At 70.5% G+C, this 20,662-nt stretch carries 23 protein-coding genes; 16 read left to right on the forward strand and 7 right to left on the reverse strand.

The annotated features are described in order from the left end of the window. The first annotated feature begins 63 nt into the window (after positions 1 to 63). From ACFYST_RS29840 to ACFYST_RS29855, 4 genes are all read left to right on the forward strand, one after another. Positions 64 to 1,464 carry a S8 family serine peptidase gene (locus tag ACFYST_RS29840; RefSeq protein WP_387866810.1) on the forward strand — a complete coding sequence of 467 codons (1,401 nt, stop codon included), beginning with the start codon at positions 64 to 66 and terminating at the stop codon, positions 1,462 to 1,464. Between the two features lie 139 nt (positions 1,465 to 1,603). After that, on the forward strand, positions 1,604 to 2,983 hold the full coding sequence (locus ACFYST_RS29845; RefSeq protein WP_387866813.1) for a S8 family serine peptidase: 1,380 nt from the start codon (positions 1,604 to 1,606) through the stop codon (positions 2,981 to 2,983). A 153-nt stretch (positions 2,984 to 3,136) separates the two neighbouring features. Continuing rightward, on the forward strand, positions 3,137 to 4,462 hold the full coding sequence (locus ACFYST_RS29850) for a S8 family serine peptidase (RefSeq protein WP_387866815.1): 1,326 nt from the start codon (positions 3,137 to 3,139) through the stop codon (positions 4,460 to 4,462). A 257-nt stretch (positions 4,463 to 4,719) separates the two neighbouring features. After that, the gene (locus ACFYST_RS29855) at positions 4,720 to 5,259 is read left to right on the forward strand and encodes a DinB family protein (RefSeq protein WP_387866817.1); all 540 of its coding nucleotides are present in this window, start codon (positions 4,720 to 4,722) and stop codon (positions 5,257 to 5,259) included. Here ACFYST_RS29855 and ACFYST_RS29860 read toward each other — a convergent pair whose 3' ends face one another. The 3 genes from ACFYST_RS29860 to ACFYST_RS29870 form a co-directional block, all read right to left on the reverse strand. After that, positions 5,260 to 6,360, reverse strand: coding sequence for a DUF2332 domain-containing protein (locus ACFYST_RS29860; protein ID WP_387866820.1), 1,101 nt, complete (start codon positions 6,358 to 6,360; stop codon positions 5,260 to 5,262). 220 nt (positions 6,361 to 6,580) lie between these two features. Then, the gene (locus ACFYST_RS29865; protein ID WP_387866822.1) at positions 6,581 to 6,967 is read right to left on the reverse strand and encodes a hypothetical protein; all 387 of its coding nucleotides are present in this window, start codon (positions 6,965 to 6,967) and stop codon (positions 6,581 to 6,583) included. A gap of 249 nt (positions 6,968 to 7,216) precedes the next feature. After that, positions 7,217 to 7,549: a hypothetical protein gene (locus ACFYST_RS29870; RefSeq protein ID WP_387866824.1), complete on the reverse strand. Its 333-nt coding sequence runs from the start codon at positions 7,547 to 7,549 to the stop codon at positions 7,217 to 7,219. Between the two features lie 21 nt (positions 7,550 to 7,570). On the opposite strand from ACFYST_RS29870, the gene ACFYST_RS29875 reads away from it, so the two are divergent. Further along, the gene (locus ACFYST_RS29875) at positions 7,571 to 8,452 is read left to right on the forward strand and encodes a cation diffusion facilitator family transporter (RefSeq protein ID WP_387866825.1); all 882 of its coding nucleotides are present in this window, start codon (positions 7,571 to 7,573) and stop codon (positions 8,450 to 8,452) included. A 129-nt stretch (positions 8,453 to 8,581) separates the two neighbouring features. On the opposite strand, the gene ACFYST_RS29880 is transcribed toward ACFYST_RS29875, so the two are convergent. Beyond that, a complete protein-coding gene (locus ACFYST_RS29880) occupies positions 8,582 to 9,109 on the reverse strand; it encodes a hypothetical protein (RefSeq protein WP_387647470.1) in 528 nt (175 codons plus the stop codon). 316 nt (positions 9,110 to 9,425) lie between these two features. Here ACFYST_RS29880 and ACFYST_RS29885 point away from each other — a divergent pair, with 316 nt between their 5' ends. Next, the gene (locus tag ACFYST_RS29885; RefSeq protein WP_387866827.1) at positions 9,426 to 10,451 is read left to right on the forward strand and encodes a hypothetical protein; all 1,026 of its coding nucleotides are present in this window, start codon (positions 9,426 to 9,428) and stop codon (positions 10,449 to 10,451) included. A gap of 63 nt (positions 10,452 to 10,514) precedes the next feature. Here ACFYST_RS29885 and ACFYST_RS29890 read toward each other — a convergent pair whose 3' ends face one another. Both ACFYST_RS29890 and ACFYST_RS29895 read right to left on the reverse strand, forming a co-directional pair. Next, the gene (locus ACFYST_RS29890; protein WP_387647465.1) at positions 10,515 to 11,105 is read right to left on the reverse strand and encodes an isochorismatase family protein; all 591 of its coding nucleotides are present in this window, start codon (positions 11,103 to 11,105) and stop codon (positions 10,515 to 10,517) included. 109 nt (positions 11,106 to 11,214) lie between these two features. Further along, entirely contained in the window at positions 11,215 to 12,528 is a 1,314-nt protein-coding gene (locus ACFYST_RS29895) for a nicotinate phosphoribosyltransferase (RefSeq protein ID WP_387866829.1), read from the reverse strand. A gap of 144 nt (positions 12,529 to 12,672) precedes the next feature. Between ACFYST_RS29895 and clpS the strand changes: the two genes are divergently transcribed. The 9 genes from clpS to ACFYST_RS29940 all read left to right on the forward strand — a co-directional run bounded on the left by clpS (position 12,673) and on the right by ACFYST_RS29940 (position 18,648). Beyond that, entirely contained in the window at positions 12,673 to 12,966 is a 294-nt protein-coding gene (gene clpS / locus ACFYST_RS29900; protein ID WP_043914156.1) for an ATP-dependent Clp protease adapter ClpS, read from the forward strand. 43 nt (positions 12,967 to 13,009) lie between these two features. After that, positions 13,010 to 13,585 (forward strand): DUF2017 domain-containing protein, encoded by a 576-nt coding sequence (locus ACFYST_RS29905; RefSeq protein WP_387647459.1) that lies wholly within the window; start codon positions 13,010 to 13,012, stop codon positions 13,583 to 13,585. A gap of 160 nt (positions 13,586 to 13,745) precedes the next feature. Next, positions 13,746 to 15,185, forward strand: coding sequence for an amino acid permease (locus ACFYST_RS29910; RefSeq protein WP_387647456.1), 1,440 nt, complete (start codon positions 13,746 to 13,748; stop codon positions 15,183 to 15,185). Between the two features lie 55 nt (positions 15,186 to 15,240). Next, the gene (locus ACFYST_RS29915; RefSeq protein ID WP_387647455.1) at positions 15,241 to 15,672 is read left to right on the forward strand and encodes a Mov34/MPN/PAD-1 family protein; all 432 of its coding nucleotides are present in this window, start codon (positions 15,241 to 15,243) and stop codon (positions 15,670 to 15,672) included. Between the two features lie 140 nt (positions 15,673 to 15,812). Further along, positions 15,813 to 15,926, forward strand: a complete 114-nt coding sequence (locus ACFYST_RS29920; protein WP_387647453.1) for a putative leader peptide — start codon at positions 15,813 to 15,815, stop codon at positions 15,924 to 15,926. A gap of 133 nt (positions 15,927 to 16,059) precedes the next feature. Further along, positions 16,060 to 16,338: a MoaD/ThiS family protein gene (locus tag ACFYST_RS29925; protein ID WP_387647451.1), complete on the forward strand. Its 279-nt coding sequence runs from the start codon at positions 16,060 to 16,062 to the stop codon at positions 16,336 to 16,338. Beyond that, complete coding sequence (locus ACFYST_RS29930) at positions 16,338 to 17,306, forward strand: PLP-dependent cysteine synthase family protein (RefSeq protein ID WP_387647448.1); 969 nt, start codon at positions 16,338 to 16,340, stop codon at positions 17,304 to 17,306. The genes ACFYST_RS29925 and ACFYST_RS29930 overlap by 1 nt, the downstream gene beginning before the upstream one ends. Positions 17,307 to 17,547: 241 nt before the next feature. Continuing rightward, positions 17,548 to 17,736 (forward strand): MerR family DNA-binding transcriptional regulator, encoded by a 189-nt coding sequence (locus ACFYST_RS29935; protein ID WP_387647446.1) that lies wholly within the window; start codon positions 17,548 to 17,550, stop codon positions 17,734 to 17,736. A gap of 159 nt (positions 17,737 to 17,895) precedes the next feature. Next, complete coding sequence (locus ACFYST_RS29940; protein WP_387647444.1) at positions 17,896 to 18,648, forward strand: MBL fold metallo-hydrolase; 753 nt, start codon at positions 17,896 to 17,898, stop codon at positions 18,646 to 18,648. Here ACFYST_RS29940 and ACFYST_RS29945 read toward each other — a convergent pair. Next, complete coding sequence (locus tag ACFYST_RS29945) at positions 18,636 to 19,553, reverse strand: branched-chain amino acid transaminase (protein ID WP_387866832.1); 918 nt, start codon at positions 19,551 to 19,553, stop codon at positions 18,636 to 18,638. The genes ACFYST_RS29940 and ACFYST_RS29945 overlap by 13 nt on opposite strands. Positions 19,554 to 19,695: 142 nt before the next feature. On the opposite strand from ACFYST_RS29945, the gene ACFYST_RS29950 reads away from it, so the two are divergent. Next, positions 19,696 to 20,643, forward strand: coding sequence for a LuxR C-terminal-related transcriptional regulator (locus ACFYST_RS29950; RefSeq protein WP_387866834.1), 948 nt, complete (start codon positions 19,696 to 19,698; stop codon positions 20,641 to 20,643). Positions 20,644 to 20,662: the final 19 nt, after the last annotated feature.

Genomic DNA, 20,662 nt, shown 5'->3' on the forward strand with positions numbered 1-20,662 from the left:
CCGGCCGTCCCGCAGATCCGATGGTCTGCGGGGCGGCCGCTTCAACAAGTGGGGTGACGGGGCTTGACGACCAGCCGATCCGTACGCGGCCTGGCCGCGCTTGCTGCGGGAACCTTGTTGTGGGGTGTCAGTGCCGGGCCGGCTGCCGCGGACTGGGTCCGCGACGGTCAGTGGGCGTTGAAGAACTACCGTGCGGCTGAAAAGGTTTGGCCGATCAGCCAGGGCGAGGGGGTGATTGTTGCGGTCATTGACAGCGGTGTTGACGCAGATCATCCAGACCTGACTGATCAAGTTCTTCCCGGTCTTGATCTCACCAGTCCCGGCGCGGACGGGCGGACCGACAGCGAAGGCCATGGTACTGCCATGGCAAGTAACATTGCCGGACACGGCCACGGTAACAACGAGGGCGCGATGGGGATCGCCCCCAAGGCAAAGATCCTCCCGATCAAAACCGATATGAACCTTGTGGGAACGGACGTTTCCAAGGCCATTCATTATGCCGTTGACAATAACGCCAAGGTCATCAATATGTCTTTCGGTGGCGGCAGATCCACTGAGGACGGGTACAAAGAGGCGATCGATTATGCCATTCGGAAGGACGTAGTCCTCGTCGCCAGCAGTGGAAACACCGCAGGTATCCCGGTAGAGACCCCCGGTTGCTTCCCGGGAGTGGTGACAGTTTCGGGGGTCGCGGAGAACGGTGACATGTGGGTGAATTCGACGACTGGCCCGCAGGTGACAGTAGCGGGACCAGCAGTGAACATCTACCACGCGAATCAGAAAAAGGGTTACAGCAAGGGCGATGGCACCTCCGATGCGGCATCCTATGTGTCCGGCATTGCGGCCCTGGTGCGATCGAAGTACCCGAACCTTTCGGCGGGGCAGGTCATCAACCGGATAGTCAAGAGTGCGGTGAAGCCGGAAGGTAAGGGATCGTTCCCCAACGATCAGTACGGCTACGGTATTGCGTCTCCTGGTGGTGCGTTGGCGGCCAACCCGCAGGTGGACAACGGGCCGAAGGAGAACCCGCTGCTCAAGCGTGCGGTGTGCAGCGACCAACCGGCGAGCACCACCTCGACATCTCCCGAGCCTGGTGCGTCGGCTCCGGCGCAGGCCCCTCCAACTGGGGGCAGTGCGACCTCGCCGCAGGCGAGCAGTGACTCCAAGAGCAGCAACGGGATGCTGATCGCGGTCGGCGGCGGTGTTCTCGGTCTGATCGTCATTGTGGTGATTGTGCTGCTGGTCCGTCGTTCCAAGGGTGGCAACGGTGGCGGGCCCGGCGGGCCGGCCGGGCCGGGTGGTCCTGGTGGGGGGCCGGGCTATGGCTACCCACCGCAGCAGCCTGGTGGTTATGGTCAGCCGCAGCCGGGGCAGGGCTACCCGCCGCAGCCGCCGTACCCGCAGCAGCAGGCGCCGTATCCGCCGCAGCAACCGCCTGCCGGCGGGAATCCGTACCAGCGCTGAGAGAGCGGTGGTTTGGCGGTCTCTCGATATCGGTGAGCCGATGTCGAGGGACCGTTTCGTTGAGTGAGCGCTGCGCTTGTGGCGTTGCTGGGGGGAGTTGAAGGTGGGAGTCGGACGCGGGGCGCGGCCATGGTCGGTCATGGCAGTGCTGGGGGCCGTGCTGTTCGGCGCCAGCGCTGGGCCGGCTGCTGCGGACACCATTCGCGACGGTCAGTGGGCGTTGAAGAACTACCGTGCGGCCGAGAAGATTTGGCCGATCAGCCAGGGCGAGAACGTCATCGTCGCAGTCCTCGATAGCGGTGTTGGGAACCACCCCGATCTGGCCGGCCAGGTTCTCTCCGGGACTGACTTCACAAGCCCTGGCAAGGACGGGCGAACTGATACTCAGGGTCACGGAACCGGTATGGCCAGCATTATTGCTGGGCGCGGCCATGGTGACAATGCGGGAATCATGGGACTTGCGCCCAAAGCCAAGATCCTGCCCGTGAAGATTAACCTTGGGATCGGCGAAAATTCCCAGGCCGGCAGTGAAACGGAACTCGGCGATGCCATTCGCTACGCGGTCGACCACGGCGCGAAGGTCATCAACATGTCCTTCGGTGGAGGAAGCGAGTCCGATGCTGGGTACCAGGATGCCATCAACTACGCCGTGCAGAGGGATGTTGTCCTCGTTGCAGCACCCGGGAACGATTCCAGCCTGAAGATCGGCTACCCGGCGGCTTCCCCGGGAGTGGTCGTGGCTACGGCGATCGATGAGAGGGGTGACCTCTGGCCGAAGTCGACCACTGGGCCCCAGGTGACGCTCGCAGCTCCAGGTGTCAACATCTACCGGGCGAACGAGAAGCAGGGCTACGGCACAGCGAACGGTACGTCCGACTCAACGGCGTATGTGTCCGCGATCGCTGCGTTGGTACGGTCGAAGTACCCGAACCTGTCGGCAGGTCAGGTCATCAACCGGATGATCGAGAGTGCGGTGCAGGTGCCGGGCAAGGGTCCGTTCCCGAATGATCAGTACGGGTATGGCATCGCGTCTCCGGCTGGCGCGTTGGCCCCTAACTCGGCGGTGGACAACGGGCCGAAGGAGAATCCGCTGCTCCATCGCGCGGGTTCGGGTGATGGTTCGTCCTCAAAGTCCCCGGGGGCGGGTGCCACGGATCCTGTGAAGACGCCTCAGGCCGGCAGCGGTTCCACCACTCCGCAGGCGAGCAGTGACTCCAAGAGCAGCAACGGGATGCTGATCGCAGTCGGCGGCGGTGTTGTCGGTCTGATCGTCATTGTGGTGATCGTGTTGCTGGTCCGTCGCTCCAAGAACGGCAACGGTGGCGGGCCCGGTGGTCCGGCCGGGCAGGGCGGCGGTCCTGGTGGGGGGCCGGGCTATGGTTACCCGCCGCAGCAGCCTGGGCCGAGCTATGGGCAGCGGCCTGGGCAGGGCTACCCGCCGCAGCCGTCGTACCCGCAGCAGCAGGCGCCGTATCCGCCGCAGCAGCCGCCGGCCGGGGGGAATCCGTACCAGCGCTGATGTGGCAGTTGTATGACGGTCCCTCGATGTCGGTGAGCCGATGTCGGGGGACCGTTCCGTTGATTGAGGGCGACGCATTTGGGGTCGTTGCCGAGGGGGATGAAAGTGGCAGGGGGACTTGGGGCTCGGCCGTGGTCGGTCGCGGCAGTAGTGGTGGCCGTGCTGTTGGGGGCCAGTGTTGAGCCTGCCGTCGCGGACACCATTCGCGACGGTCAGTGGGCGTTGAAGAACTACCGTGCGGCCGAAAAGGTTTGGCCGATCAGCCAAGGCGAGGGGGTGATCGTTGCGGTCATTGACAGTGGGGTTGACGCGGATCACCCGGACCTGACCGGGCAAGTTCTTCCTGGTCTTGATCTCACCAGTGCCGGTACGGATGCCCGGAACGACAGCGAGGGCCACGGCACCGGCATGGCCAGCAACATTGCCGGACACGGGCACGGTGGCAACCAAGGCGTGATGGGCATTGCCCCCAAGGCGAAGATCCTCCCGATCAAGACCGGTGTAAATATCACCGGAACGGACTTTTCCAAGGCCATTCATTATGCCGTTGACAACAACGCCAAGGTCATCAACATGTCTTTCGGTGGCGGTAGGTCCACTGAGGACGGGTACAAAGAAGCGATCAACTACGCCATCCAGAAGGACGTAGTTCTCGTCGCCGCCACTGGAAACACTGCTGGTGTCCCGATTGCGAACCCCGCTTGCTTCCCGGGAGTAGTGGCAGTCTCTGGAGTCGCGGAGAGCGGTGACCTGTGGGAGAAATCGACCACTGGCCCGCAGGTGACAGTGGCGGCACCTGCGGTGAACGTTTACCACGCGAATCAGAAAAAGGGTTATACCGCGGCTGATGGCACCTCCGAGTCGGCGGCCTACGTTTCCGGCATTGCGGCCCTGGCGCGATCGAAGTACCCGAACCTTTCGGCGGGGCAGGTCATCAACCGGATGATCAAGAGTGCGGCGAAGCCGGAAGGCAAGGGATCGTTCCCTAACGATCAGTACGGCTACGGTGTTGCCTCTCCCAGCGGTTCGCTGGCGGCCAACCCTCAGGTGGATAACGGGCCGAAGGAGAATCCGCTGCTCAAGCGCGCCACGTGTAGCGACCAGCCGAAGAGCACCACCTCGGCGTCTCCTGGGGCTGGCGCGTCGGATCCGACGCAGGCCCTTCCGGCTGGGAGCGGTGCGACCTTGCCGCAGGCGAGCAGTGACTCCAAGGGCGGCAGTTGGATGCTGAGTGTGTTCGGCGGCGGTGTTCTCGGTCTGATCGTCGTTGTGGTGATCGTGGTGCTGGTCCGGCGTTCCAAGGCCGGCAGCGGCGGCGGACCTGGCGGGGGTCCCGGTTATGGCTACCCGCCGCCGCAGCCGGGGGGCTATGGGCAGCAGCCTGGTCCGGGCTACCCGCCGCCGCCGTACGCGCAGCAGCAACACGCGCCGTACCCGCCGCAGCAGCCGTCGGCAGGGGGGAATCCGTACCAGCGCTGAGTGGGCTCGTCAGTGGCGGCTCTCCGGCGAACGGTGAGGGCGTTCGTGGGGGAGCCGTTCTGCGTTCGGTGGCGGGGTGTGTGCATGTGGACTTTCATGTGGTGCCGCGTGGGCGGGCTCTGGTGGTGGAGGTGAGCGAGACCGGTGGGAGGGGCGCTGCTGCGCTTGGCAGGGTGCGGTGGGGGTGGCGGGATCTCGATGGTCGGTGGCGGTGGTGGGCCTGGTGGGGTGGGGTGGGGGCGGGTGATGCTGGGGGCATGATGATTCCTGACACCAAGGACTGGACCTGGGTGCTCGAGCGCCCCTGCGCGGAGTGCGGGCTGGACACGTCGGCCGTGGGGTTCGAGCAGGTCCCGGGCATGATTCGGGCGAATGCGGCGGCTTGGACGGAGTTGCTGGCGGGTGATCCGGCGGTGTTGCGGGAGCGGCCGCGGGCGGAGGTGTGGTCGGTGCTGGAGTACGCGTGCCATGTGCGGGACGTGTTCCGGCTGTTCGATGTGCGGTTGAAGCTGATGCTGGCCGAGGACGACCCGCTGTTCGCCAACTGGGACCAGGACGCGACTGCCGTCGAGGAGCGTTACGGCGAGCAGGAGGCGGCCGTGGTTTCCGAGGAACTCGCGGACGGCGCCGAGCAGTTGGCCCGCTCGTTCGAGGCGGTGCCGGACGCCGCCCGCGCGCGCACGGGGCTGCGCAGCGATGGTGCCCGGTTCACCGTGGAGTCCTTCGCCCGCTATCTGATCCACGATCCGGTGCACCACCGCTACGACGTCACCGGAGTGAGGCACGCGGGGAGTTGATCAGAGGGCGGAGAGCGCGGGGTCGCCGTTCGTCAGGGTCCATGCGGGCAGGCCGTGCGGCATCGCTTCGGCGAGGACCGTGGTGGGGCCGGTGCCGAGGCGGGTGGTGAGCAGGAAGCGGTGTCCGTCGCCGACCCGGCGGGGTTCCAGGGCGATGTGGACGAACGGCGCGGACGGGCTGGAGGAGGTTGCCAGGCGGTCCAACTCGGTTTCTACAGAACGCCATTCCTCGGCGGGGACGTACTGGCGCATGATCGAGTGCCAGACCACGGTGAGGGTCCCGTCGGCGACCTGGACGTCGCGGAGGAACTCGGCCGCGCCGATCGGTTCGACGGGGGCGGGGAGCTTCTCGGCGAGGGCGAGTGCGCCGTTCAGCCGTTCCAGGCGCGGGAGTTGGTCGGCCCACAGGTAGGCGCGCAGGGCGAGTGCGCCGTCTGCGGAGCGCGGGTCGATCGGGGTCGGGTCGCAGCCGTGCCGTTCCACCACCTGCTGGAGCGGGGCGTCCCGCAGCCAGGTGGGCGGCTCGCCCTGCCAGGCGTCGGCGAGTACCACGGGGGAGTCCGCCGGGCCGTACGCGAAGCCGGGGGAGACGCAACGGAACTGCTCGGCAAGGAGGTTGAGGCCCGCGCTGGAGCCGAGTTCGTGCAGCCGCACCGGCAGCGGCGTGGGTGCGGCGAGTTGGCGCTGTGCCCAAGCGAGGCCGGTGAGCAGCAGGTTGGCGCGGCCGACCTCGTTGGTCTGCGGCGGGCGGGTGAGCCATTCGCGGATCCACGGCAGGTTCTCGGCGACGGTGGTGCGGAACGCGGGCCAGGGGGCGTCGGGGTCGGCGGGGTCGAAGGTGCCGCCGGCGCTCGGGTAGTGGGCGGCGAGAGCGGGCGCCCGGCCGGAGATCACCAGGGCGTGGACGGCGCCGAGCAGGCGCAGCGCGACGGCCGACGGGCCGGGTGCGTCCTCGTGGCCGGCGATCGCCTCGGCGCACGGGCCGGCCTCGGCGAGGTCCTCGGCGGCCCGGCGGAGCAGGGCGGCGGACAGTGGGGAGCCGAGTTCCGCGCAGGCGTCGGCCTGGTGCCGGAACATGGCCACGGCGTGGGCGATGGGCATTCGGGAACTCCTCTGGCGAAGGGTGACAGGACGTCATCCTTCGCCGGTGGACGGCGGACCGGTAGCGGCGCCGGCGGTGATCTCGCTCACGGAAGGTGCGCGTGCGACCGGAGTGGGCGTCGCGGGAGACCGCGCGCGGAAGCGTGTCCCGGCGGCCGGGACAATCCGGGGGCGTGCGGTACTCGTTGCGCGCCTGCCGTCGGCCCGTGTCGGAGGCCGGTCACCAGTCGGTGGTGCGCCGCCGGTGCGTCTGCCGGAGCTGGCTGGTGATGCTGGCGGTGTCGACGCCCACCACGTCGGCGATCTCGGGCGTGGCCAGCCCGACCACGTAGTGCAGGATCGCCAGGTCCTCCTCGGCGTCGACGTCCGGGCGCGGCCGTTCGGCACCGGCCAGCGCGTGCTGCTCGGTGACGGTGTCGCGCAGGATCTGCCAGGCCGCGGCGGCCGGGTTGGAGCTTCCGAGCACCGCGGGCCAGACCTCGGCCAGCTCGCGCAGCGCGAGCCGGACCACCCGGTGGGCGGCGGCGGGTTCCTGGAACCAGACCCGGGCGTAGCTCCGGTACCGCGGTTCGTGCAGCTCGCAGAAGGCCGCGAACTCGACGGACACCTGCGGAAGTTCGGTGGACCGATCAGCGAATGCCGAGCCTGCGGCCGGGACATGACGATTGGTCACATCAGCTGCCTCTCGATCTGGGTCCGGACGGGGAGCGTCAACGCTCACTCTAGGCCCTCGGGCGGGTGCTGTGGGTGACAAGTCTGCTGAGATGCCCGGGCGTGGATCCGCTGCGGAGTGTTGCGTGACGAGCCGTCGGCAGCGGCTGCTCGGTGGACGCAGCTGCGAGCGCGTCGCACCTGGTCAGAGGTGGTAGATCGGCAGTGGCTGCAAGGCAGTTGGTGTGCCACTGTAGGCCTCATGGGTGAACGCGGACACGGCAACGGGGCTCACCTTCACGGGCGAAACCCGGACCACGGGCATGACCACCATCACACATCGAACCGGCAGCACCACCACGAACACGCACACCGGCCCACGCACGCGCACCTGGACCGTCACGAGCGCGAAAACGGGCACGAAGACGGGCGCGGACACGAGCGCGAAGACGGGCGCGAAGACGGGCACGGATACGGGCACCAGCACGGACACCCGACCGGTCTCGGGCACCGCCTGGCCCACCTGCTGCGCCCGCACTCGCACGACGCCGCCGACCGGGTGGACGCGGCGCTGGAGTCCTCGGCCGAGGGCCTGCGCACGCTGTGGGTCTCGCTGGCGGTGCTCGGCCTGACCGCCGCCGCGCAGGCGGTGGTCGCGGTGCTGTCGGGTTCGGTGGCGCTGCTCGGCGACACCGTGCACAACGCCGCCGACGCGCTGACCGCCGTCCCGCTGGGCGTGGCGTTCCTGCTCGGCCGGCGGGCGGCGAACCGCAGTTACACGTACGGGTACGGGCGGGCGGAGGATCTGGCGGGCGTCGCGGTGGTGCTGGCGGTGGCGGCGTCCTCGCTGGTGGCGGGCTGGACGGCAGTGGACCGGCTGCTGCACCCGCAGCCGGTGGGGCACCTGTGGGCGGTGGCGGTGGCGGCCGTCGCGGGGTGTGTCGGCAACGAGTGGGTGGCGCGCTACCGGATCGCCACCGGCCGGCGGATCGGTTCGGCGGCGCTGGTCGCGGACGGCCTGCACGCCCGCACCGACGGGCTGACCTCGCTGGCGGTGCTGCTGGGTGCGGCCGGCAGCGCGCTGGGCTGGCGGCTCGCCGATCCGGTGGTGGGGCTGCTGATCACGGTGGCGATCCTGCTGGTGCTGCGCGGCACGGTGCGCGAGGTGGGCCGACGGTTGATGGACGCCGTCGACCCGGCCCTGGTGGACGTGGCGGAACGGGAACTCGCCGCCGTGGACGGGGTGCGCGCGGTGGGCGCGGTGCGGATGCGCTGGATCGGGCACGCGCTGCGCGCCGAGGCGGACGTGGTGGTGGACCGCACGCTGACGGTGGTGGCCGGTCACCGGGTGGCGGTGGCCGCCGAGCGGGCGCTGATCCGCGCCGTCCCCCGACTGCTGGCGGCCACCGTGCACATCGACCACGCTCCGGCGGAGGTCTGAACCACCGCGGGTGCGGACCGGCACGCCGGACCGCCGAATCGGCGGTGATCGCCAACCCGGCGGCCTGACGGTCCGTCAAAAACCGCCCCAGGGAGCCCAGAAGGGCTCCCTGGCGACCGTGCGGGGCGGTCAGTGGCCCTCGGGGCCACCCGCCTCCCGAACGGGCGGCACAGCGGCCCTGACGCCCTCGACCGGCCCACCGGCCTGCGGGGCGGCCTGTGCGTCGGCCTGCGCCGCAGCCGCGTTCGCGGCCTCGGCGGCAGCCGCTTCGGCGGCCCGCGCGGCGGCGGCCACGCTGTCGGGCTCGCGGCGCGACTGCTCGGGGATGCCGGCGGTGCGGCGGATCCGGCCGGTTTCCTCGGCGGCCTCGCGGGCGGCCAGGTAGGCCTGTACGGCGGCGATTCCGTACACCGGCTGAATCAGCTGGTGGCCTTTGAAGAACGGCCGTGCGGGGGCGAACCCGGCGGCCGTGACCAGCTCGCGGATCTCGGTTATCTCCTCTTCGCTGCGCGCCGTGAAACGTACTTCCCAGCCCTTCTTGTACGCACGTCCGTCCTCTCCGCCGCGCCGGGCGGGATCGGGTTGGCGGACGTAGCCGGGCAGGCGGCCGAGGCGCAGTCTGGCGGCGCGCTGGGCGGATGACTCGTCGCGGGACATGTGCCTGATGGTAGGCAATTCGGAACGCCCGCCGACGCCGCGGGGCGTGCCGCTGCGTGTGGGATCGGTCACGGTCGGTCAGATTGCGCAGGTGGGCGGCCGGGTCCGGCCGGATCGCAATGATGTGTGGATCCCCCGAAAATCGGATTGTAGGCGTCAAGTCCGATCTGATCCGACAACGGTTCGAACGTCCGATCCGCCGAATGGGTGAGGGTATGGGGACTTTAGTGCAGAGCAGTCCCGGTTTGACGACGGTTGGGTAACAGACCATCAGGTATGGAGTTGACTGTCGGAGGCGAGGGGGAGTGTTGTCGGCATGAGCTACCGGATTCCGCAGCAGCCCACCTCTCTCGAAGAGCTCGCCCGGCGCCAGCAGAATGTGGTGACGGCCAGCCAGTTGCGCGCCCGCGGCGTGCCGGCCCGCCTGGTGAGCGAACACTGCCGGCAGGGCGGTCCGTGGCAGCGCCTGCTGCCCCGGGTGTACCTGCTTCAGGAGGGTCCGCCGACCCCGGAGCAACGGATCTGGGCGGCGCTGCTGTACGCCGCTCAGAACGGCCGGGCCGAGGGCGGCCGGGAGCGCGCGGTGATCACCGGGGCGGCGGCGCTGGCGCTGTACGGGTTCGTGTCGATGCCGCGGCTGCCCGCGGTGTTCGGGGTGGACGTGCTGGTGCCCCGGCAGCGCCGGCTGCGGGACGCCGGGCAGGTCCGGATCCGGCGCACCGAACGGGAGTTGGTGGCCCGCGAGGTGCACGGTCTGGTCTGCGCGCCGGTCGCCCGGGCGGTGGCGGACGCGATCCGCGAGTGGTCCGAGCAGGGCGCGTTCGAGTCCGGTCTGGTCGCCCCTGGGGTGCTGCGGGCGGTGCTGCGCGAGGCGCTGGCGCGCGAGGGCGGCCAAAGCGCGGCCGAGCTGCTGACGGAGCTGACCGAGGCCGGCCTGCTGGCGGAGCCGCGGGTGCGTGCGGCGGTGGACGAACTACTGGCCGCGCAGCGGGAGTCGGCGCTGGCGTCGCTGAGGGAGCTGGCCGCCGAGCAGGGCCTGCCGCTGCCGCTGTCCGGCCCGGAGCTGCGGATGCGCGGCGGCACGTACATCGCGGTGCCGGACCTGTTCTGGCCGGAGGCGGCGGTGGCGGTCGAGGTGGACTCCGAGGTGCGCTGCGTCAGCGAGGGCGACGCGGCCTGGGTGCGGGCCGGGCAGCACCGGATGGAGTACCTCGGGGTGCGGGTGGTGTACGTCGGCTCGTCCCGGCTCGCCGCCGAACGGGACGCGGTCGGCGGCGAGTTGGCCGAGGCGTACCGGATCGGCGGCGAGGACGTGGTGGCGCTGGTGGTCACCGAGCGCTGAGCCGCGCGGAGTTGGCGTCCGTGAAACTCAACAGGCGCCGCTCGATAGGGAGGTGACGTTCAGTCAGCCGTGGACCACGGGGGTGCCGGTGAGTTCGACGCCCGCGGCGCGCAGTTCGTCGAGCGCGGCGGTGGTGGTGGCGGGTGCGACGCCGGCCGTCAGGTCGAGCAGGACGCGGGTGGCGAAGCCCTCCCGGGCGGCGTCCAGGGCGGTGGCGCGGACGCAGTGGTCGGTGGCGATGCCGACCACGTCGACGTCGGTGATGCCGCGTTCGTTCAGCCAGTCGGCGAGCGTGCCGCCGTGCTCGTCGAGGCCTTCGAACCCGCTGTAGGCGGCGGCGTACTCGCCCTTGGAGAACACCGCCTCGATCGCCCCGGAGGTCACCGAGGGCGCGAAGTTGGGGTGGAATCCCACGCCTTCGGTGCCGGCCACGCAGTGCGCGGGCCAGGAGCGGACGTAGTCGGGTTCGGCGGCGAAGTGCGCACCGGGTTCGATGTGGTGGTCGCGGGTGGCGACGATGTGGGCGTAGCCGGGTGCGGAGTCGGCGATCAGGTCGGTGATCGCGGCCGCGACCTCGGCCCCGCCGGCGACGGGAAGGCTGCCGCCTTCGCAGAAGTCGTTCTGCACGTCGACGACGATCAGGGCCCGGTGCATGGCTGGTCTTCTCTCGTTGGGTGGTGCGGTCCGAAGCCCGGGGGTGTCGGCCGCAGTGGTGTCGGGGGCGGTTGGCACTCTAGGCAGTGCCGGGCGGCGGCGGAAGGGTTCAGCCGGTGTGCCGCTCGGTGCCGATCACCGGCTCGCCGCGGGACAGCTGGGTGGCGGACAGCGGCAGCGTGGCGCGGGCGCGGCGGTGGCGTTCGCGGGCGGCGTCCAGCGGTTCGCGGCCGACCACCTCGCCGCCGGTGATCAGCGGGACGTGCAGCAGGTGCGGCTCCAGGTCGGCGGGCACCGGGCCGGTGCCGACCACCTCGGTCTCGGCGACGCCGTCGGCGTCGGGGCGGCGGGCGGCCCACTTGCGTCCGCCGATGCTGATCTTGCCGCCGGCCGAGCGCTTGGCGACCGGGACGAGTTCGCCGCCGGGGGCGGATTCGCGGGCGACCAGCTTGTAGACCATCGCGCAGGTCGGGTGGCCGCTGCCGGTGACCAGGCTGGTGCCGACGCCGTAGCCGTCCACGGGGGCGGCGGCCAGCGCGGCGATGGCGTACTCGTCGAGGTCGGAGGTGACGATGATCTTCGTGCCGGTGGCGCCGAGGTCGTCGAGCTGGCGGCGGACCCGGTGGGCGAGCAGCGTCAGGTCACCGGAGTCGATCCGGACGGCGCCGAGGCCGGGGCCGGCCACCTCGACGGCGGTGCGGACCGCCTCGGCGAGGTCGTAGGTGTCGACCAACAGGGTGGTGGCGCGGCCCATCGACTCGATCTGCGCGGTGAAGGCGTCCTTCTCGCTGTCGTGCAGCAGGGTGAAGGCGTGCGCGGCGGTGCCGGTGGTGGGGATGCCGTACGTGAAGCCGGCCTCCAGGTCGGAGGTGGCGGAGAAACCGGCCAGGTAGGCGGCCCGGGAGGCGGCGACGGCGGCCTGCTCGTGGGCGCGTCGGGCGCCCATCTCGATCACCGGGCGGTCCCCGGCGGCGGCGGTCATCCGGGAGGCCGCGGCGGCGATCGCCGAGTCGAAGTTGAGGATCGACAGGATCACCGTCTCCAGGATCACCGCCTCGGCGAAGCTGCCCTCGACGGTCAGCAGCGGCGAGCCGGGGAAGTACACCTCGCCCTCGGGGTAGCCGTGGATGTCGCCGGTGAAGCGGTAGTCGGCGAGGTAACGCAGCGTGTCCTCGTCCACCACCCGCTGGTCGGCGAGCCAGTCGAGCTGGGGCGTGGTGAACCGGAAGTTCTCCACGGCGTCCAGCACCCGGCCGGTGCCCGCCAGCACGCCGTAGCGGCGGCCGTTCGGCAGGCGGCGGGTGAACACCTCGAAGACCGAGCGGCGGTGGGCGGCGCCGCTGCGCAGGGCGGCCTGCAGCATGGTCAGCTCGTAGCGGTCGGTGAGCAGCGCGGAGCTGCGCTGCGCGGTGATGGCGTCCATGGGAATGATGCTACTACCACTTAGCGTCAGAGTGACGATTTCCCCCCGGGGTCACGTGTCGGACGACCCTGATTCGCTCCGGAGTCCCTCGGATGGAAGCATGGGCCGAGGGGGAAGATCGAGGTCGACGAGGAGAGACGGACTGTGAGTGTCGCGCCGGTGGAGATCGAGCGCCCGGAAGTGGAGGGGGTTCCGGTCACGGAGCCGGACACTCCCTGGGTGACCATCGTCCACAACGACCCGGTCAACCTGATGACCTACGTGCAGTACGTCTTCCAGAGCTACTTCGGCTACCCGAAGGACAAGGCGCGTCAGCTGATGATGGACGTGCACACCAAGGGGCGGGCGGTGGTCTCCAGCGGCACCCGCGAGGAGATGGAGCGCGACGTGCAGGCGATGCACGGCTACGGCCTGTGGGCCACCCTGCAGCACGACTGACGGCCCGCCACCCACCGATCCACGAGGGACTGATCCGAAACACATGGCCGGTTTGTTCGAGAGCGCCGCGAGCGGCGGCGCGGCGATCCCGCTGGACGAGTTCGAGGCTTCCATCCTGCGCTCGTTGGAAGTGCAGATGCTGGAGCTGATCGGCCCGCCGCCCGGCGGCGAGCACGAGGACCCGCTGGCGGCGCTGTTCGCCGAGGGCCCCAGCGAGGCGCCCGAGGACCCGGCGCTGCTGCGGCTGTTCCCCGACGCGTACGGCGGCCCGGGCGCGCCCGAGGACCCGCAGAACGCCGAGATGGCCTCCGAGTTCCGCCGCTACACCGAGCTGGACCTGCGGGCCCGCAAGCGGGAGGACGCCCTCACGGTGGTCCGGGCGCTGGACGGGCTCGGCGGCGAGGGCGGCGTGGTCGCGGTCGGCGCCGGGGACTGCCCGCGCTGGCTGGGCGCGCTCAACGACCTGCGGCTGACCCTGGGTTCCCGGCTGGAGGTCACCGAGGAGGACGACGACGGCCTCTACGACCTGCCGGAGAACGACTCGCGCAAGCCGCTGGTGATCGCCTACCTGTGGCTGGGCGCGATGCAGGAGAGCCTGCTGGAGGCGATGGCAGGCTGAGCCATCGGGGCCCACCCATTCGCTCGAATTGTCCGATTATTTCGAGGATGATCGGATTCACGCTGTAGCGGCGCATTTCGCGTGGTTCACTGCTGTTTCACCCGGAAGACGGGGCGTGTCGGCCGACCGGTCGGCGCGAACCGGGGAGGCGAGGTGGCAGATGACCGAGGCGACCGACGAGACGACCGACCCGGTCCCCGATGACGAGGGCTACGAGCGGGGGCTCGGCGGCCGGCAGATCCAGATGATCGCGATCGGCGGCGCGATCGGCACCGGCCTGTTCCTCGGGGCCGGCACCGCCATCTCCAAGGCAGGGCCGAGCCTGCTGCTCGCCTACGCGGTGGCCGGCGTGGTGATCTTCGTGATCATGCGGGCGCTCGGCGAACTGCTCACCTACCGCCCGGTGTCGGGCAGTTTCGCCGAGTACGCCCGCGAGTTCCTCGGCCCGTTCGCCGGCTTCGTCACCGGCTGGACGTACTGGCTGTTCTGGGTGGTCACCGGCATGGCCGAGACCACCGCCGCCGCCGTCTACGTGCGGTTCTGGGAACCGGGCGTGCCGCAGTGGGGCACCGCGCTGGTCTTCCTGCTGCTGCTGTACGGCGCCAACCTGATCTCGGTGAAGCTGTTCGGCGAGATCGAGTTCTGGTTCTCGATGGTCAAGGTCACCGCGATCGTGGGGATGATCCTGATCGGGATCGGCGTGCTGATCTTCGGCTTCTCCGCCGCCGGGGAGACCGCCACCATCGCCCACCTGTGGAACGACGGAGGCTTCTTCCCCAAGGGCTTCGGGGCCACCGTGATGTCCCTGCAGATCGTCATGTTCGCCTACCTGGGGGTCGAGCTGGTCGGCGTCACCGCCGGGGAGAGCGAGAACCCCGAGAAGACGCTGCCGCGGGCGATCAACACCCTGCCGGTGCGGATCGCGCTGTTCTACGTCGGCGCCCTGCTGATCATCCTGTCGCTGGTGCCGTGGTCCGAATTCGAGCCCGGCGTCAGCCCGTTCGTCGCCGCCTTCGGCAAGGTCGGCATCCCCGCCGCGGCCGGCATCATCAACTTCGTGGTGCTCACCGCGGCGCTGTCCTCCTGCAACTCCGGGATGTACTCCACCGGCCGGATGCTGCGCGACCTGGCGCTGCGCCGGCAGGCCCCCGGCCGGCTAACCCGGCTCACCGCCCGGCGCACCCCCGCCGCCGCGATCACCGTCTCCTGCATGCTGATGGGTGCCGGAGTGGTGCTCAACTACCTCGTGCCGGAGCGGGCGTTCGAGTACATCACCTCGGTCGCCACCGTCTGCGGGCTGTGGACCTGGGGGGTCATCCTGGCCAGCCAGCTCCGCTACCACGCCGCCTGGAAGGCCGGCCGGCTGCCCGCGCCGACCTTCCGCGCCCCCGGCGGCAGTTGGACCCGCTGGCTGGCGCTGGCCTTCCTGGTGATGGTGCTGGTGCTGATCGCGCTCGACTCGACCGCCCGAATCTCGCTGTACGTCTTCCCGTTCTGGGCGCTGATGCTGATCGTCGGTTACCGGGTGATCGGCCGCCGCGACCCGGCCGCCGTGCACGGCGATCCGCACGGGCACCTGCACGCCGAAAGCGGCGAGTGAGGCCCAGGGTCCGTCCGGCAGGATCGGCCGGACAGGCCCTGGCTATCCTGGCCGCATGCTGACCATCACCCGAGAACTGCGCGACCGGATGGTCGCCCACGCCCGCGCCGACCACCCGGACGAGGCGTGCGGCGTGATCGCCGGACCGGCCGGCACCGGCCGGCCCGAGCGGTTCATCCCGATGCTCAACGCGGCCCGCTCGCCCACCTTCTACGAGTTCGACTCCGGCGACCTGCTGAAGCTCTACCGCGAGATGGACGACCTGGACGAGGAGCCGGTGGTGATCTACCACTCGCACACCGCCACCGAGGCCTACCCGTCCCGCACCGACGTGAGCTACGCCTCCGAGCCGTTCGCGCACTACGTGCTGGTCTCCACCGCCGAGGGCACCGGCGAGGACGACCCCTACCAGTTCCGCTCGTTCCGCATCGTGGACGGTGTGATCACGGAGGAAGACGTCGAGGTGGTCGAGGCCTACCAGGTCTGAGCCCCCGGGCCCGCCGACGGGCCCGCCCAAGCCGTGCGGCGCGCGGCCGGCGGGCCCGTTTTCTCATGGGGCGGGACGCTTGCGGCCGGATGGTGAGACAAGCATGTCAAAGCGGGGGCGGGAATCTATACGATGAGTCCATGCGTTCCGTCGATGTGAGCAATCAGGGCCCAGGCATCCGCCTCGTGGCGCGCCTGCACGTCGACCTGTGCCGGCTGGCCAGCGCGATCTGTCCCGGCACCGCCGCGCGCTGACCGGCAGAGCCGACAGCAAGCCTCCTCCCGACTGCTTTCTCGACCTTTCCGCCCCGGCCCGCCGTCGGGGTCCTTCCCCCTGCCGCGCCCGCGACGGCCCGGCAACCCGAAACCACTCCACAGGAGCGCAGCCATGGCCATCGAGGTCCGCATCCCGACCATCCTCCGCACCTACACCGACGGCGCCAAGGCCGTCGACGGCAACGGCGACAACCTCGGAGAGCTGTTCACCGACCTCGACGCCCGCCACCCCGGCATCGCCGCCCGGCTGCTGGACGGCGGCGAGCTGCGCCGCTTCGTCAACGTCTACCTGAACGACGAGGACGTCCGCTTCCTGGACGGCGTCGCCACCAAGCTGGCCGACGGCGACAGCGTCACCATCCTCCCCGCGGTGGCCGGCGGTATGAAGTAATGCGTTACGACAGCCCGATCGAGGCCGTCGGCAACACCCCCCTGGTGCGGCTGCCGCGGCTGTCCGCGGCCGTGCCCGGCAATGACGACGGCCTGGTCACGCTGTGGGCCAAGCTGGAGGACCGCAACCCCACCGGCTCCATCAAGGACCGTCCGGCGCTGCACATGATCGAGCGTGCCGAGGCCGACGGGCGGCTCACGCCGGGCTGCACCATCCTGGAGCCGACCAGCGGCAACACCGGTATCTCGCTCGCCATGGCGGCCAAGCTCAAGGGCTACCGGATGGTCTGCGTGATGCCGGAGAACACCAGCGAGGAGCGCCGCGAGCTGCTGCGGATGTGGGGCGCGGAGATCATTCCCTCGCCGGCCGCCGGCGGCTCCAACACCGCGGTGCGGATCGCCAAGGAGATCGCCGCCGAGCACCCCGACTGGGTGATGCTCTACCAGTACGGCAACCCGGACAATGCCGGCGCGCACTACTACGGCACCGGCCCGGAGATCCTCGCCGACCTGCCCACCGTCACCCACTTCGTGGCCGGTCTTGGCACCACCGGCACCCTGATGGGCGTCGGCCGGTACCTGCGCGAGAAGGTCCCCGGCGTGCAGATCGTCGCCGCCGAGCCGCGCTACGACGACCTGGTGTACGGCCTGCGCAACCTCGACGAGGGCTTCGTCCCCGAGCTGTATGAGGCCGAGGTGCTCACCACCCGCTTCTCGGTCGGCTCCGCCGACGCGGTCGCCCGGACCCGTGAACTGCTCCAGCAGGAAGGCATCTTCGCGGGCGTGTCCACCGGCGCGATCCTGCACGCCGCGATCGGGGTGGCCCGCAAGGCGGCCCGGGCCGGCGAGCGGGCGGACGTGGTCTTCGTGGTCGCCGACGGCGGCTGGAAGTACCTGTCCACCGGCATCTACACCGCCGAGACCACCGAGGCGGCGGTCGAAGCGCTGCAGGGCCAGCTCTGGGCCTGACGGAACGCCAACTCGACGGCGCGGCACCCCGGCTGGGGGCCGCGCCGTCGGCGTTCGGATGGTTCTCATGGTCGGACGGTCGGATCATCGGCCTGCTGTGACATCCCGGTATTTGTCCGTTCCCGGTGACCGCTCTGTCACGGAACCGCGACCGCAGCCCGTCGCGCACCTGCCGGGCGCACTTGCCCAACAGGCTGACGGCTCACCGCTTGGTTCACCGTCACCGTGGAGGTGGGCATCCATGCCCGGCCGGAAGCTCTGGTCCTACGTCGAGATCGCCCGCCACATCGGCGTGCAGGCCGAGACCGTCCGCCACTACAAGCGCCACGGACTGCTCCCGCACCCCGACCGGCTGGACGCCGGCGGCCGCCCCCGCTGGTACCCGCAGACCATCCGGAACTGGGCCAGGACCCGCCCCGGGCGGCGCTGAAACGGCCCGCCCCGTCCTGGTGATTCCGCCCACAGCGCGGCACGGGAGAGGGGGCAAAGTGCTGCCCGGCCCTTACCCTCGACACTCAAGAAACCCGCTCCGCCCCCGGCGGTGCGGACGGCCGCGGACGATGGCGCGACGGGGCGGGAAGGGCTCGGCATGAAACTGACCGTAGTGGGGTGCTCGGGGAGCTTCCCGTCCGTGGACTCCCCGTGCTCCAGCTACCTGGTGGAGGCCGACGGCTACCGCCTGGTTGTCGACCTCGGCAACGGCGCCCTCGGCAACCTGCAGAAGTACACCGGCCTGTACGACGTCGACGCGGTGCTGCTCAGCCACCTGCACGCCGACCACTGCATCGACCTGTGCGCGTACTGGGTGGCCCGCAACTACCGGGTCGAGGGCTGCCCCGCCCTGCTGCCCGTCTACGGACCGACCGGCACCGCGGCACGCCTGGCCCGCGCCTACGACATGCCGGAGAAGCCCGGCATGACCGAGGTCTTCGACTTCCGCGACCTCACCGACGGCGCCCGCCTGGAACTCGGCCCGCTCACCGTCACCGTGGCCCTCGTCAACCACCTGGACTCCGAGGCCTACGGCTTCCGGATCGAGCACGGCGGCCGCAGCGTGGTCTACTCCGGCGACACCGGCGTCTGCCCCGAACTGGTCGAACTCGCCCGCGGCGCCGACCTGTTCCTGTGCGAGGCGGCGTACACGCACGGCAAGGAGACCTTCGACTCCATCCACCTCAACGGCCGCCAGGCCGGCGAGCACGCCGCCCGGGCCGGCGCCCGGCGCCTGGTGCTCACCCACATCCCGCCGTGGACCGACGCCGAACGCAACCGCCGCGACGCCGCCGCCGTCTACCCCGGACCGGTCGACCTGGCCCGCGCCGGAGCCGTCTACGAACTGTGAACCGGCGTCAGCCAGTGCCGGTAGCGGGCGTCCTCCCCGTGCACCGCGGCCCGGTACGCCTGGGCCAGCTTCCTCGTCAACTCGCCCTCGTGCGAGGGTAGTTCACGGTTGTCCAGGGAGCCGACCGGGACCACTCCGGCGGCCGTTCCGGACAGGAACACCTCGTCCGCCGCGTACAGGTCCGAGCGCAGCAGCGGCTCGATCCGGACCTCCGCCCCCAGATCGCGGGCCAGCGTCAGCACGGTGTCCTGGGTGATCCCCTCCAGCGCCCCCGCACTGACCGGGGTGGTCCGCAGCACACCGCCGCGCACCACGAACACGTTCTCCGAACTGCACTCGCTGACCGTCCCGTCCGGGGCCAGCAGCAGCGCCTCGTCGAACCCGGCGTCGGTCGCCTCCCGGCGGGCCAGCGCCGAGTTCAGGTACGGTCCGGTCGCCTTCGCCGCCGGCGGGACGGAGTTGGGGTCGGTGCGCCGCCAACTGCTGGTCATCAGCCGCAGCCCGCGCCCGGCCGGCAGGTAGGCCGGCCACTCCCAGGACGCGATCGACACGCTGGTGGGGGAGTGGCGCATGTCCAGCCCCATCGAGCCGTAGCCGAGGAACGCCAAATGCCGCAGGTAGCACTCGCGGTGGCCGTTCGCCGCCACGAGTGAGATGGTGGCGGCCTCCAATTCGCGGGTGGAGTAGGGGAGTTCCATGCGCAGCATGCGGGCGCTGCGGCCGAGGCGGGCCAGGTGTTCGGGCAGCCGGAACACCGCGGGGCCGGTGACGGTGTCGAACACCCGGGTGCCCTCCAGCACCCCGGTGCCGTAGTGCAGCGCATGGGTGAGCACATGGACGCGCGCCTGCTGCCAGGGCACCAGCGCGCCGTCGAACCAGATCACGGAAGACTCGTCGATCGCCATGCCGCCATCCTGGGCAGCCCGGCCCGCATCCGCGAAGAGCAACGGGCCTGCCGGATCAGGCCATGGCCGCCACCGGAGCACCCGTCTCGGATACTGAAATGGCGGCGTCCGCTCTCCGGTCGCGGCCCTAGGCTCCGGAAGGGTGGAGACCAGCACCGCCTTGTACGCCCGACTGCTCGCCGACCCCGGCTGCCCGCTGGACTCCCTGCGCGCCGAACTCGACTGTGAGGAAGCGGAGTTCGCCAAGGCGCTGGAGGACCTGCACGCGCTCGGGCTGCTCCGGTCGACCACCGCCACCGCGAACGGCGTGGCTGCCGTCTCCATCGACACCGCCGTGCGGGACCTGCTCACCGACTCCGACCACCGGCTCGCCGCGCTGCTCGGCGAGGCCCGCCGCACCCGTGAACGGGTCGAGCACCTGCACCGCCACTACCTGCCGCTGCGCACCGCCGCCGCCCACGAACTCGTTCGCGGCCCCGACCGGATCGCCGCCCTGCTGGAGGACGCCGCCCGGGCCGCCCGCACCGAGGCGCTGTCGCTGCGGCCCGGGCAGGACCAGTCCGAGACCGGCCTCGCCGAGAAACTCGCCCGCGAACGGATCGCCCTCGCCCACCGGGTCGCGCTGCGCACCATCTACCCTGCTGCCGCGCTCCACCAGGCGGCCGTGCTCGCCCACGTCCAGGCGCTCACCGCCGCCGGCGCGAGCATCCGGGTCGCGCACAGCCTGCCGCTCTGGCTGATCGTGGTGGACTCCCACCTCGCCGTCCTGCCCGCCCCCGGCGAGACGCCCGGCAGTGCGGCGGTGGTGGTCCGGGACCCGGCGGTGGTCTCGGTGGTGCGGGAGCTCTTCGAGCACTTCTGGGCGGCGAGTTGGGTTCCGCCGGAGCTTCTGGGCCGTGCGGCACCGGACGATCGGCACCGGGAGGTGCTGCGGCTGCTCGCGGCCGGGCTGACGGATCAGGCGATCGGGCGGAAGCTGGAGATCTCGGACCGGACGGTGCGGAGGCTGGTGGCGGATCTGACGGCTTCGTTGGGGGCGCAGTCGAGGTTCCAGGCGGGGGTGCACGCTACGAGGCTGGGGTGGATCTGAGGGGCGCTTCCGCGTGCAA

Source organism: Kitasatospora sp. NPDC004614, from assembly GCF_042873675.1.
Classification (GTDB): Bacteria; Actinomycetota; Actinomycetes; order Streptomycetales; family Streptomycetaceae; genus Kitasatospora.